Raw genomic sequence first — 13310 nt, forward strand, 5'->3', positions numbered from 1 at the left:
CCCCCGTTCCTGCGGCGCAAGCCGAACCGGAGCAGGTAGCAAACCCAGAGCCTCCTCAAGCGATGCCAGAGCCACAAGCCTCGGCGGATGAGAAGAAGTCTGAGCAAGATGCGCAGATGACAGGCTCTCAAACGGAAGTGAAGCAAGATGAAGAAGCTAAAGAAGAAAGTCCAATGGGCGCTGCTGTGCAGCTATCTGTTCATGCTGGTCGCGATCTTGATATTAGTGGAGCCTTTAAAGTACGCGCTAAATCAGATCAAGGTTTTTGGCGCGCAGGTATTCAGTTTTTGCGCACCAAAGAAACCGTTCTGCTTGTGGTTGACCAAGTGCCAGAAGACCAGCCTAAAACAGTGGCTCAGGAAGATGGCGAACCAGAGCTTGTTCTGTTCGTTACTCCGCAAGCGGCAAAGCGAATCCACGGTGAACCTAACCTAGTCGTTGAAGTGGTCGAAGTCTCAGACGTTATCGACGTAAGCGATACGGAGTAACCCAAATGGCAATCTACGCAACCAAGCAAGACTTGATTGACCGTGACGAGCAGATGCTTTGGAACTTTGCGATCAACCGCGAAACCGGAGAGCTGAACGATACCTACATCAACCAAGCATTGGAACAGGCCGACGATGAGATCAACTCATTCTTAGGTCGCCGCTATCAGCTGCCGCTGCCAACGGTTCCAGGCATGTTGAATAAGATTGCCATCATCATCGCGTTTTATTGGTTGGCAGACCGTGATCAGCAGGCCACGAACTTGCTGGAAGAGCGCTACAAAATGCAGCTTGAAACCCTGCGTGAAATCGCCAGTGGTAAACGTGAGTTAGGCCTGCCAACCATTGAAGCGCCAGCCGAAAGCAGCGTTGGCAAAGTGGAACTCATCCAAACCAATGAGCGCCTGTTTACCCGCAACAGCCTGAGAGATGTTTTGTAATGGGTATCTGGGTTGAAGTTACGGGTGGTGATGATTTAGAGCGCTTTCAAAAGATGCTCGATGCGCTGAGCAATCCAAAGCACAAAGAAGAGCTGTTGGCCTCGCTTGGTAGCATTGTTGAAACGCAAACCAAGATTCGGATTGCGGATGAAAAGAAAGCGCCAGACGGTACGCCTTGGGCTGCTTGGAGTGAGGGTTATGCAAGAACTCGTCATGGTAATCAGTCTCCGCTGGTCGGTGAAGGAGACCTTAGAGATTCTATCCAGTACGTGGTCGAAAAAAATCAGGTTCGAGTTGGGTCGCCATTGGTTTACGCAGGCGTACATCAAGACGGTTTTTCAGGTGCGGTACAAGTGGATGCGCACACGCGCCTTATCACTCAGGCCTTTGGTAAAGCGCTCAAGTTTCCGGTGTATCAGTCGGTGGGTGCGTTCACCCGCATGATGGATATTCCGCAACGTCAGTTCCTCGGCCTAAGCCGAGATAACCAAACCGAAGTCTACGATGTGATCGGTGACTTCTGGCAAGAGGTACTGCAATGAGCACCGCACGCCCAGATTTTCAGTTAGATGGTTCAACGGTTTACGCGATACAAGAAACCGTCAACTACTTAAAGCCGATCCTTGAAAGCCTGTCGGAGCGTCATGTTGACAAGGTGCAAACTATTGAGCGCCACATTGGACGCTTCAATACACCTGCCGATGTAAAACGCTGGATTGCCTCGCGTGATGGGGGCATTCGCATTGCGGCGCTGAGCGTGGAGAGTTTTGAGCTTATCGGTGGCCGTTTGGTAGGCAATGTCAATATGGGGGCCTATGTGTTCACCACTGACGCGTGGGGCTATGCCAAAGACACGCGTGCCGAAGTGATCGTAAGCAAGTTAGTGCGTGCCATGGTCGCCAAGAACGCGCCGCCAACGGCTTACTCACGGGCGCAAAACTTCCGCGCCAATAATCTTTACACCTCAGCGTTGGATGAACTTGGCCTAGCGCTTTGGACAGTGGAATGGTCACAGCAGTGGTATCTCGATGTGCCGATTGACCCAACCACATTAGACGATTTCATTACTTTCGGTTTACGTGGTGAGGTCGCCGAAGGCGCACCAGAAATCGAAGGTGAAGTGCAGTTACCGCAATAGAGGATTGCAAGCAATGGAACAAAACCAAATCAAAGTGAAGCCAGCCAAAGCCTCTGTGCCTGTGCGCAAAGAGAACGGCGAGTTTCTAAAGCAAGAGGGTGAAACCGTCACGCGCTCAGCGTTTTGGGTTCGCCGATTAAAAGACGGCGATGTGGTGCAGGTTGAACAGTCAGCCAAGAAGACCCGCGCTAAAGCGCAAGAGACAGGAGAATAACCATGGCTTTGGGTAACATTCCAAACGATATCAAAACGCCGCTGGTCTATATCGAGATCGACAACTCGCAAGCCTTGAGTGGTACGCCAGCCCAAGCGCAAAAGATTCTGGTGCTCGGTATGCAGATTGCCTCTGGCGCTGCCACAGCGTTAACGCTTAACCGCATCACGGCCAGTGAAAGCCAAATGGATTCACTCTACGGTGCAGGTGCTATGCTTGCTCGCTCGCTTAAAGTGCTGCGCAAAAACAACCCGTTCACCGATGTGTATGCCATGGGCGTGAGCATCGATGGCGGAACGCAAGCCAAAGGTGCAATTGTGCCCACTGTGACCACGGCCAAGGCAGGCGTGATCTATCTGCTGATTGCAGGTGAAAGCGTGCAAGTCACAGTGAAAGATGGCGATACGCGTGATGCGATTGTGGATGCGATGGTAGCGAAGATTAACGCCAACACTAACTTGCCTGTTACGGCAGCGAAGATTGGTGATTCGGCTGCGGAGTCGTGCGAGCTGACTTGTAAGTGGAAAGGCATCACAGGCAACGATATTGACGTGCGTGTGAACTATTACGATGGCGAAGTGCTGCCAAGTGGCGTAACCCTTACCATCAGCCCAATGGCCGCAGGTGCAGGTACGCCAGACATGGCGGACGTTATCGCTGCGATCCCTGACGAATGGTACAACCACATCAGCATGCCGTTTAACGACACGGCCAGCCTTAACGCTTTGCGTGATGAGCTGACCACGCGTTGGGGGCCACTCAAGATGATGGAAGCCATCGCTTATACCGCTTACCGTGGCACGTTTGCTGAAACAGGGGCATTTGGTCAAGCGCGTAACGACTTCTTGTTTACCTGCATGGGTACAAACAAAGCACCGCATTCCCCATCGGAATGGGCAGCGGCTTACTGCGGACAAGCGTCTTACTCTCTGGCGATTGACCCAGCACGCCCACTGCAAACGTTAGTGCTGAAAGGCATTTTGCCTCCTGCGAAATCAGACCGCTGGCCTCAGCTTCCTGATCGCAACCTGCTGCTTGGTGATGGCGTTGCGACCTACATGGTCACAGCGGGTGAAGAAGTCGCGATTGAGCGTGAAGTCTCGCTCTATAAAAAGAACAGCTTCGGCGACCCTGACCCAAGTTATATGGATATCACCACCCCTGCGACCTTGGGCTATCTGCGCTACTCGCTCAAGGTGATGGTCACGAACCGTTACCCACGCCATAAGCTGGCGAATGATGATGTGCTCGATACGTTAGATCCAGGTCAGCCAGTGGTGACACCAAAGCTAATGCGTCAAGCGATTATTGACCTTGCTACCACTGACTGGGTGCCGAAAGGTTTGATGGAAGACTTAGCAGGCTTTAAAGAAACGCTGAGCGTGTTCCGTGATGGCAGTGATGTGAATCGCTTAAACACCATCTTTAACCCTAACTTAGTGAACCAGCTGCGTGTGTTCGCTGCCCTTGAACAATTCGAGCTTTAGTGGAGTAAACAATCATGGCAAATGTGCTGGGTGAAGTGGTTATCCGTTCAAACGGTAAACAACTGAAAACGAAAAAAGGCTCAACCCTCAATCCGGGTGGCTTCAATTATATTGATCATCCTGGTCCTGGTCGCTCTTGGGGAGCTTCTCGCGAGTTCGTCCCGCCAACGATTCAGGTCGTTATTGCGGCAGCGGAAGATGTGGATGTGCTGGAAATCAACGCCATTCGCAACGCAACCCTGACGTGGGAAGGTGACAACGGCATTGACTACATGATGACGGACTGCTCACCGCAAGCGCCATTCACGCTAAGTGATTCTGGTGATATCACCGGAACCTTCCGTGGTAAGAAGTTGGAGCGCATCTGATGGCGATCATGACGTTCAATCTCGAACATGGCTTTAAGGTGGGTGAAAACACCCACTTTGAAGTGGGGCTGCGTGAGTTGGAATCAGGCGATTACATTGACGCCCAATTGGCGGCTGAGAAAGTGATCGTGCATGAAGGCAAAGCCGTGGCCTACACCTCTGATGTGATGTATGGCCTTGAGCTTTTGCTGCGTCAAGTGGAGTACATCGGCTCAGTGCAGGGGCCTATCTCAGTTAAGGATTTGCGCCGCCTGCATCAAGATGACTTCAAGCTGCTGCAAGAAAAAGCCACCGAGCTGGACGCTTTGATCGCGGAGGCACTGGCCGCACGGGGGCGATCTTAAACTGATGGCCGAGGTCGCTGAGGGCTTGCAGCTTGCCCTAAGTAGCCGCTTCCCCATCAGTGTGACACAAGCAATGCCACTTCGCAGGCTGCTGCGCATCTACAATAAGCTGAAGGATATGCACAATGGCCCAGCAACTTAAAACAGACATCATCCTCAACCTAGCGGGTAATCTCGCGGCCAAAGCCAAGCAATATGGCGCATCAATGAGCGACTTCGCACGCAAGAATGAGCGTGCCATGACTCTACTCAAAACCTCAGCAGATGCCGCAGGTCGCGGCATTGACTCACTCGGTAACCGCTATGTTGGCCTTGTTACTGCTGTTGCGACAGGCGCGGCCGTGCGTAATGTGGCGGCGCTCGAAGCGCAAATGGTGCGCATTGGTACTAACGCCAAGCTCTCTAGTGATCAAGTCGCCCTGCTCACCAAGCAGCTTGAAGCGATGTCAGTGCAAAAGGATATCCGCATTGGTACTGACCAGTTGGCCGCAGGCGTGGATGAGCTGCTGGGGAAAACGGGTGACTTTGAATTCGTGCAAGAGAACCTTGAGAACATGGGTTTGTTCATGCAAGCCTTCGGGGCAGATGCGCGTTCAACAGGTGCGCTGTTTGCCCAGTTCCGTGAGAAAGGGATCCGAGATGCCAAAGACGTGATGAACACCATCGATGAGCTGTATGGTCAGTTCGCGATCGGTAGTGTCAACGTCAAAGACTTGGCTGATATTTCCGAGCAGCTCTTTGCTACTTACCAAGGCAAAGGGCCAGAAGCGATCTCTCAGATGTCTGCGCTCGTTCAGCTCTTTGCTAAGGCTAAAGGCAATGCAAACGAATCGTTGACCTCAATTCAGGCCGTGTTCGCCACGTTCAGCGATAAAAAGAAAGTGGAGTTCCTGAACCGTCAGGGCATCGAAGTATTCAAAAAAGGCACCAAAGAGCTGCGCGAGCCTGTCGAACTGCTCTTAGAGATTTTGGATAAGGCCAAGAATGACCCATTGAAATTGGGTGATGTGTTTGACCAAACCAGCTTGCAAGGTTTGGCCTCTCTCTACTCTCAAGAGAATAAAGATTTGCTGCGATCCATGATTAGCGGCACCGCAGAAATGGGGGCGACACAGGAAGCCGCCGCCAAGAACGCTGCGACCCTGAATGCAGCCACCACCGCATTGAATAACAGCTTCAATAAATTTGCCAACGAACGCTTGGCCGAGCCGATTCAAGAACTCGCGGACGCGATCAACTCAGTTGATGATGAAACCATTCAGAACTGGCTCAAGTGGGCAGAAGCAGCTGGCTATGGTGTGGGTTTGTTGTTAGCAGGTAAGAAAGCTGTAGATGCTTATCGATGGGTAAAAGGTGGTTCCGGCGGTTCAGGCGGTGCAGCAGGTGGCGGTTTCGCCGATTTAGGTGTAATGCCCGTGTACGTGGTGAACATGCCAGGTGGTGGCATGGGTGGAGCTGCTGGCGGATTACCAGAAGGTATCGGCGGAGATGGTAAGCCAACAGGTAAGCCAAGTGCCAAGTCAAAGTGGCCGTCTATTTTTTCAAAGCAGAATCTCGCGGCCATCGGCACGATTGGTTATGCCAGCACCATGATCCCAGAGTGGTCTCCTATCGATGTTCGCCGTGCATCAGAAGTGGATCGCACAGGCTTGCCGGAAAGCTTTGTTCCTGCACCTGGATTGCTCGACGTGTGGGATGAACTCAAAGGCCTATTCTCTGGCTCAAGTAATGGTTCAATGGCTGGCAATAGTTACATGGCAGGCCAAACGGGTGGCGAGATGAAATTAAAAGTGGAAGTGTCTGATGACCGTGTAAAAGTCACGCCTACTTACCTGCCGAAAGGTTTCACTATTGACCCAGATATGGGCGCAAATTAAAGGGGCGATAAATGGCATTTGAAGATCGTTTAACAGCCTCATTTCGTGGGGTTGAATTTCTACTCGAAGAGGCAGAAGGCAACAGCGGACGCCGTGCTATTCCCCACGCTTACCCAAAGCGTGAAAGTGGCTGGACAGAAGACAACGGTAAGGTGCTCACCAATGAGCGCATCACAGGTCGCTTGGTGGGCGATGATTATGTTCAGCAGCTTTCTGCATTACTCGAAGCACTCAACCAGGTTGGCCCAGGTGAATTGATTCACCCATGGTTTGGTGTGCGCAAAGTTCAAGTTGGTCCTGTCTCTCATCGCTTGGTTAATCGCGTTGATGGGACGGCAACCGTAAGCTTTGAAGTTTTCGAGATCGGTGAAAACCTCTTTCCAAGTAGCGCGCTGGATACCGCCAAGAAACTCGAACAAGAAGCCAGCAACGCCCAGCAAGCGGCTGAGCAAGCATTTGAAAAAGCCTATGACCCATCCGCTATCGAAGGCATTGGCGATATGGTTGACCAGTTCCTTGATGATTTGGATGAGTTTACCCGTGGCCTTCCATCGTTGCCGAGTGAGCTAAGAGAATGGACTGATCGCTTACAGCGCGCTAAGGATTCGGTTGGTAAGCTGCTTGCGTATCCAGGAGAGCTGGCGCGTGAAGTGATGGGGCTACTTGAAGATGTGAAAAGCGTAGTCAAAGACCCTATTCGCTCTCTCGATGTGTACAACAATGTCGAGCAGCGCTGGGAAGGTATGCGCGCGGAGCTGGCCGTGACCGGTGGTTTATCTCGATCTATCGTGAGTGAAGATGGCCGCGCCAGTTCGGTGCCTGGCATTGCTAACCCACAAAAAGAAGCCGCCGTGCTTGCCAATGCAGAGTCATTTAAAACCTTGGCGCTGCGTTCGGCAGCAGTCGGCAAAGCCTCGGCCATTTCACAGTCTGATTACACCTATTCACTGATTGATCAGGTTGAAGTGATTGCCTCGCTCACTGGCTCTGAGCGTAATGCCATCTTCACGGGTCAGCAGCTAAAGGCGATCGGCTATCAGCTTGCGGCACGCTTGGCTGAGCTGGCGGCGGATGCAGTTGAAGCAGGTGATTCCACATTGTGGCGATCATTGCGTGCGCTTCGTCAGGCCTTGCTACTCGATACGCGTGATCGGGCGGAAAAGCTGCCGCAGTTAAGCGTCTACCAACCAACCACTACTGTCCCAGTAGCGCTGGTTGCATGGCGTGAAGCAGGCGATACCGAATACCGCAATGCCATCGTGCGCCGTAATGGCTTTGCCAATCCGGCCTTTATTTTGCCAAGCCAAAACGTGGAGGTGATCAGTGAGTGATGTTGTCACCCTCCGCGCAGGCGGCAATCTGTATCAAGGTTGGACAAAAATCAGCGTGACTCGCTCGCTTGAAGCGATGTCAGGCGCGTTTGATTTGGAGCTGACTCACAAGTGGCAAGGTTCATCCGATCGTTACCGCGCTTTCATGGAACCAATCCAACAAGGCGCGGAATGCATTGTTGAGATTGGAGGAGACCGAGTGATCACCGGTTATGTGGATGACTGGGTTCCAAGCTATGACGATAAGCAAGTGATTATTTCTGTCTCTGGTCGAGATAAAACCTCAGACTTGATCGATTGCTCAATCGTCTATCCTTCAGGTCAATTCGCCAATCAGGACTTGACGCAAATTGCGCGCACCGTTTGTCAGCCATTCGGTATCAAAGTCATCGTTAATACGGATGTTGGCGCGCCATTCCAGCGCATTCAAATTGAGCAAGGTGAAACGCCTTATGAGCTGCTGAGCCGCTTAGCGCGTCAGCGTGGTGTGCTACTCACCAGTGATGCGTTCGGCAACCTTGTGATCACTCGCGCAAGCAAACAGCGTGCTGGCTTCTCTTTGGTGCTTGGTCAAAACGTCAAAGCAGCGCGTGGCCGTTTTAGTTGGCGTAACCGTTACAGCAACTTCATTGTCAAGGCATCAGGCGCAGCGTTCGGCCAGTGGGATTCCTCTCCAGCGCAAAGCGTGGGCGGCATAAAAGCCGAAGTCAAAGACGTAGAGATTGGCCGCTATCGCCCGATGATTATCGTCAATGAAGAGATCACCACCGCCGAAGGTGCAGCGCGCCGTGGTCAATGGGAACGTCAGCGCAGCGTTGGCCGTTCTAATACAGCGGAATACACCGTGGTGGGTTGGCGAGTGCCAGAGACAGGTAAAGTATTCGATTTTAATCAAATCGTACCCGTGCGCGATGATATTCTGGGATTGGATGAAGACATGCTGATCAACACCATCATGTTCAGTGAAGATGACGGTGGCCGCGCGGCAGTGATTGGCGTGGTTCGCCCAGATGCATTGGATATTCCACCGCAAATCGAGAAAGAAAGCTCAGTAGGAGGTTCGTGGTGAACGAGTTGGCTAAACGTTATATAGATAAGATGATGATGCCGCTTCGCCGCCGCATTTATTCTATGGTAGGCCGTGCCCTAGTAACGGGAATTGTTGAGGGTTTACAGCGCCAAAACCTACAGCTTCAAATCGAGAATGACGAAGCGGTGGATGATATCGAGCGCTTCCAAAACTACGGCATGACCTCCTATCCACCCGTGGGCAGTGAAGCTGTGGTAATAGCGCTCAAAGGTAGCCTAGACCAACGAGTGGCCGTGGCGGTAGAGAAAAAAGATTTGAGACCAAAAGGTGAGCAAAACGATGTGATCGTGTATCATGCCGAAGGTCATCAAATCCGTCTTACCTCTAGCGGCCAAATCATCGTCACAGCAACTGACGTTATTTTTGAAGCGGCTAACTCCTTCACTATTATCTCCCCAGAAACTTTGATTCAAGGCCCTTTGCATGTGACAGGTGGAATTTCTACCGACCTTGGGATTTTTGCGACTGGTGGCATTACTTCTTCCAGCGTTGTTAGCGGTTCAGATTTAACCGCAGGCAACATCAGCTATCTAGGTCATAAACACAGAGACGCAGAGAACAGGCTTACAGGTACACCAACACTAGGATAGTTATGAGCAGCATCTTGCTGAACATGTTGGAAAACACTGGAGTCATCATCGAGGGCGAAGTTCCTGAGCAATCAGTAACCGCCCTCGTTTTGATCTCGTTGTTTACTGACGCCAGAGCGGAAAGCTCAGACACCATTCCAGATGGAACCGCAGATCAGCGCGGTTGGCCTGGTGATTCATTTTATGATGCGGCTTGGGGTTCCAAGCTTTGGCTTTTGTATCGAGAGAAGTTAACCACCGATGTGCGCAACCGTGCTGTTAAGTACGCAGAAGACGCGCTGGCATGGATGACGAAGGACTCAGGCACTGGAAAGATTGCCAAGAGCGTGACGGTTGAGGGTTCAATCCCAAGGTTTCAAACCTTGGCCTTAACCATCACGATCACAAAGCCAGACGAAACCGAGCTGACTTTAACTGTATCCAAACGATGGGAGGCGCAAAGTGCCCTATAGCACTCCAACGCTACGACAACTGATTGAGACGGGTTTAATCGACATTGAAACCTCGTTAGATCAGGTGCTGCCAAAATTCGGCGTTGAGCAAGCGCTCAACGTGGCCGTCAGTGGCGCGATTCGTGACCTCTATGATTACAATAGCTGGATTGTTCGCCAAATTATTCCAACGTCAGAGAGCGACGACCAAACCATTATTGATACTGCTCGCACCGAGGGTGTGATCCGCAAACTGGCCTCTGCTTCGGCAGGGCCTGTCACTTTCACAGGCAATGCACCCATTCCGGTTTCCACTGTGATGACGCATCAAGATGGGCGCTCATATCGAGTGACCTCATCGGCTGCGCCATCCGGTGGCTCTGTGGTGGTGCAAATCCAAGCCGAAGAGACGGGCGCGAGTTACGACTTACCAGCAGGCCAACAACTTACCCTTGCGCAAACTGTCCCAGGTGTTCAGCCTGTCGGCCTTACAGGTGATATTTCAGGCGGTGCCGATATTGAGCCTGTCTCTCAAGTGCTAGAGCGCTTGCTGTTTCGCAAGCGTAATCCGCCAATGGGTGGCGCTCCGCATGACTATGTGGCGTGGTGCCGCGAAGTCGCAGGCGTTACGCGCGCGTGGGCGGTAGATTTTTACCAAGGCCCATCAACGGTTGGTTATGCGTTCGTGTTTGATAATCGCGCTAGCATTTTGCCTACCGTGACCGATAAGCAAGCCATGCAGCAATACATCTATCGTCACTCCGATCCTGCAACCGGAACGGATGTTGGTCGTCCGGCTGGCATTGAAGCGATTGATATTCCTCTTACGCTCAAAGTCACCAATCTAAGCATTCAGTTGACACCAGATACCGAAGAGAACCGCACCGCTGTACAAACTAACCTCGATGCTTACTGGCGAACTTTATCGCCTGGTTCAACCTTGGTGCTCAGCAAAGTGCGCACGGCCATTGGTGAAGTCGATTCAGTGAGTGACTATATTCTCGATTTGTCTGCCGACGTGCCATCGGCCGCCGAAGAGCTGCACGCGCTAGGAGTGATCACATGGGCCACTCTGTAGAGCAATGGTCAAACTCAATCATGCAGCTAATGCCGCGCGGGGTGATTTGGCAGCGTGAAACGACTTTAGATCTCTATAAGTACGCCGCAGGGTATGCGCCACGCCTTGACGCCGCAGAAGTAAGTGCTGAAGGCTTACTGTTTGAAATGCGCCCAGAAACCACGCTGCAAATGCTGCCAGAGTGGGAAGGTTATTTAGCCCTTCCAGAGTGTAATGCAGGTAAGCAAACGATCGAATCACGCCGTGCGGCAGTGGTTGAGAAGTATCACCGCAAAGGTGGCTTGCAGGCATGGAACATTGAAAAGCTAGCGTCAGACCTTGGTTTTGATGTGGAAGTGCAAGAGCTATTTCCTCACCACTGCCTGCGTGGGTGTGATTACCCACTTTATGAAGATAAATATCGCCACATTCTACGCATCTACGTGAAAGGCATAACGCAGGCCTACGCAACCTGTCTAGACGACTGTTTAACCCCGTTAGTATCACAAACCGCCGCCATTCTCGAATGCACGCTGAATCGCTTCAAAATGGCTGGCAAGTATTACGAATATATTTATGAGGAGAGTATCTGATGCACAAGCTACAGAACGGCTCACAAGTTTCAGTAAGACCACAGCGCAAGCCTTTAGTCGGGTTGGGTGGCTATTTTTCAGAAAGCAATGACCAAGGCGCACCAAGTTATCCAGGACAAGATTGGTTTAACGACTGTACCGATGAGTTTATAAACGCACTGGATGAAATGGGCATCACTTACGATCAAGAGCAGCTTGATCACCTAGCTCGCGCCTTTGCTGCCGTCCGTTCCCAAGAGTGGAATGCAAATGTTAACTACGGCATCGGACAAGAAGTTGTCCGCAATAACCTGCGCTATATCGCTCGCGCTGCGTCAGGGCCGGATAATGGCGGGGCGATTACTCCAGAGAATAACTCGGGTAGTACTTGGGACTTGGTTTTACCTCAAGCATATAGCACAACTGATACGCAAACAGATTGGTTACGGCTGGCTCTCGTTGTGGGAGACAACAACGGCGCGGGTGACTTTTTGTCATTAGAAGTGATCGGCGGCTCTGATTTTGGGGTAAACACAAGATTTAGCGCAGATATTATGATTGCTGAACGGGCAGGTTCTGCACAGGTTATCGTTACCCCTAAAACTTTAGGATTGACTAATCCTGAGTTTTACATCAAATCACCAAGTGCTAACACTTACGAATTGTGGATGAAAAGACTAACTGATTTTTCATCACCAGTGACAGTAGTTAGAAAGTCACGCTCTCGTTATTCTGCAACGGTCGCAGGAATTCTAAGCATAACAAACACGGCTCCCACAGGCATCACATTGGTACCCTACGACACAGGCTACCAATTCGCCGCTATTCCAATCGGCATGGAAGTGGCGTTTGACACGCCGCCGCCGACCAATGACCCGCGATTTCGCTTTGTTAAACTGACGTATAACGATGCTTACAACACAGGTTTGCTAACATCACAAACGCTTTCTGGTAGTGCACCAGAACTAGTTTCGACCGCTGTAATTTCAGCAGCGCAGAGTCCAATAAACGGGCAAACTATTTATCTTAAGAACACAATGGGGGTATATGCGGTACCTGCCGCAACGCAAGAAATAATTGCACAAAACATACCACAGCCAGCAAGGTACAGGATAGATAGCATAAGTCCTGGAGTTAGCTTGCAAACTGGCCCAAGCATCAGCGGCTTTATCATAAGTAGTGCATCACAGGAGGCTCAGGTCACAGGGGGGTTAAAGCCACGCAGTTTCGGCGCAGTCTTATACAAGAGGATTTACTAATGAATAATTCAGAAACGTCACTACTGAAGTTTTTCGCAGTTAAAGATGCATTAATGCTAGATAATGCTGAAGAGGGCGCAATCGAAATCACTGAACAGCAGTATAACGAGGCTTTAGCCGCCAAAATGGCAGGACGAAAAGCGTTTGTGCGTGATTGTGAGCTAATTATATTCTCTGGCGTTATGGTTACAGCGTGGAATAAATTAACTAGACAGCCAAAAGAGTTTGATGAGTTTGATGTAATTCCAGAAGACTACACGCTTATTGAGCCAGTGGGTGACGTTGTTTGGGGTGAGGATAAATGGGTCGAGCGTATTAAGTCGCCTCAAGAGCTTGCACAAATCGAGCATCATTGGGCTCTTTCTGAACTTGCTAATGTTCAAATTGAGCTAATGTATCACTGGACCGATGATCAACGTGCAACATACACTTTGGATGCGTGGAAGTTATACGCAAGACAGCTCCGAGACTACACCACTACCGACGAACAAGGTACACCATCAATTCGCGGTGAATCACGCCCTGTAAATCCGATTTAAATTTTGTTTAACCCTAATGAAATGAGCACTATGGTTAGTGCTCATTTTTATAGTCTCGATTGCTCATTTCTCGCGGCTCGCTACA

17 protein-coding genes are annotated in these 13310 nt (G+C 51.0%); all 17 read left to right on the forward strand.

Features of this window, described 5'->3' with window-relative positions; genetic code table 11:
- Positions 1-488 (forward strand): hypothetical protein (locus tag T411_RS1000000121040; RefSeq protein ID WP_027694904.1); only part of this gene is annotated, 488 nt, incomplete at its 5' end.
- 5 nt (positions 489-493) lie between these two features.
- Entirely contained in the window at positions 494-928 is a 435-nt protein-coding gene (locus T411_RS0114740) for a gp436 family protein (RefSeq protein WP_001029276.1), read from the forward strand.
- The gene (locus T411_RS0114745; RefSeq protein ID WP_000513476.1) at positions 928-1470 is read left to right on the forward strand and encodes a phage virion morphogenesis protein; all 543 of its coding nucleotides are present in this window, start codon (positions 928-930) and stop codon (positions 1468-1470) included. Before T411_RS0114740 ends, T411_RS0114745 begins: the two co-directional genes overlap by 1 nt.
- Positions 1467-2066 (forward strand): hypothetical protein, encoded by a 600-nt coding sequence (locus T411_RS0114750; protein ID WP_000100986.1) that lies wholly within the window; start codon positions 1467-1469, stop codon positions 2064-2066. Before T411_RS0114745 ends, T411_RS0114750 begins: the two co-directional genes overlap by 4 nt.
- 13 nt (positions 2067-2079) lie before the next feature.
- Positions 2080-2280 (forward strand): DUF2635 domain-containing protein, encoded by a 201-nt coding sequence (locus tag T411_RS0114755; protein WP_000437436.1) that lies wholly within the window; start codon positions 2080-2082, stop codon positions 2278-2280.
- Between the two features lie 2 nt (positions 2281-2282).
- Positions 2283-3767: a phage tail sheath subtilisin-like domain-containing protein gene (locus tag T411_RS0114760; protein ID WP_001173614.1), complete on the forward strand. Its 1485-nt coding sequence runs from the start codon at positions 2283-2285 to the stop codon at positions 3765-3767.
- A gap of 14 nt (positions 3768-3781) precedes the next feature.
- On the forward strand, positions 3782-4135 hold the full coding sequence (locus T411_RS0114765; RefSeq protein ID WP_000024431.1) for a phage tail tube protein: 354 nt from the start codon (positions 3782-3784) through the stop codon (positions 4133-4135).
- The gene (locus T411_RS0114770; protein WP_000996595.1) at positions 4135-4479 is read left to right on the forward strand and encodes a phage tail assembly protein; all 345 of its coding nucleotides are present in this window, start codon (positions 4135-4137) and stop codon (positions 4477-4479) included. The genes T411_RS0114765 and T411_RS0114770 overlap by 1 nt, the downstream gene beginning before the upstream one ends.
- A gap of 125 nt (positions 4480-4604) precedes the next feature.
- Positions 4605-6356: a hypothetical protein gene (locus T411_RS0114775; RefSeq protein WP_000068600.1), complete on the forward strand. Its 1752-nt coding sequence runs from the start codon at positions 4605-4607 to the stop codon at positions 6354-6356.
- An 11-nt stretch (positions 6357-6367) separates the two neighbouring features.
- Positions 6368-7687 carry a DNA circularization protein gene (locus T411_RS0114780; RefSeq protein WP_000863378.1) on the forward strand — a complete coding sequence of 440 codons (1320 nt, stop codon included), beginning with the start codon at positions 6368-6370 and terminating at the stop codon, positions 7685-7687.
- Positions 7680-8756 carry a phage baseplate assembly protein gene (locus T411_RS0114785; protein WP_001286434.1) on the forward strand — a complete coding sequence of 359 codons (1077 nt, stop codon included), beginning with the start codon at positions 7680-7682 and terminating at the stop codon, positions 8754-8756. Before T411_RS0114780 ends, T411_RS0114785 begins: the two co-directional genes overlap by 8 nt.
- Positions 8750-9367, forward strand: a complete 618-nt coding sequence (locus T411_RS0114790) for a phage baseplate assembly protein V (RefSeq protein WP_012706003.1) — start codon at positions 8750-8752, stop codon at positions 9365-9367. The genes T411_RS0114785 and T411_RS0114790 overlap by 7 nt, the downstream gene beginning before the upstream one ends.
- A gap of 2 nt (positions 9368-9369) precedes the next feature.
- Positions 9370-9819: a phage GP46 family protein gene (locus tag T411_RS0114795; RefSeq protein ID WP_000095017.1), complete on the forward strand. Its 450-nt coding sequence runs from the start codon at positions 9370-9372 to the stop codon at positions 9817-9819.
- Positions 9809-10876, forward strand: a complete 1068-nt coding sequence (locus tag T411_RS0114800; protein ID WP_001147108.1) for a baseplate J/gp47 family protein — start codon at positions 9809-9811, stop codon at positions 10874-10876. Before T411_RS0114795 ends, T411_RS0114800 begins: the two co-directional genes overlap by 11 nt.
- Positions 10861-11448: a YmfQ family protein gene (locus T411_RS0114805; RefSeq protein ID WP_000510158.1), complete on the forward strand. Its 588-nt coding sequence runs from the start codon at positions 10861-10863 to the stop codon at positions 11446-11448. Before T411_RS0114800 ends, T411_RS0114805 begins: the two co-directional genes overlap by 16 nt.
- The gene (locus T411_RS0114810; RefSeq protein WP_000549338.1) at positions 11448-12686 is read left to right on the forward strand and encodes a hypothetical protein; all 1239 of its coding nucleotides are present in this window, start codon (positions 11448-11450) and stop codon (positions 12684-12686) included. The genes T411_RS0114805 and T411_RS0114810 overlap by 1 nt, the downstream gene beginning before the upstream one ends.
- Positions 12686-13225 (forward strand): hypothetical protein, encoded by a 540-nt coding sequence (locus T411_RS0114815; protein WP_001065601.1) that lies wholly within the window; start codon positions 12686-12688, stop codon positions 13223-13225. The genes T411_RS0114810 and T411_RS0114815 overlap by 1 nt, the downstream gene beginning before the upstream one ends.
- Positions 13226-13310 lie beyond the last annotated feature (85 nt).

Origin of the sequence: Vibrio cholerae ATCC 14035 (assembly GCF_000621645.1) — a bacterium.
Lineage (GTDB): Bacteria > Pseudomonadota > Gammaproteobacteria > Enterobacterales > Vibrionaceae > Vibrio > Vibrio cholerae.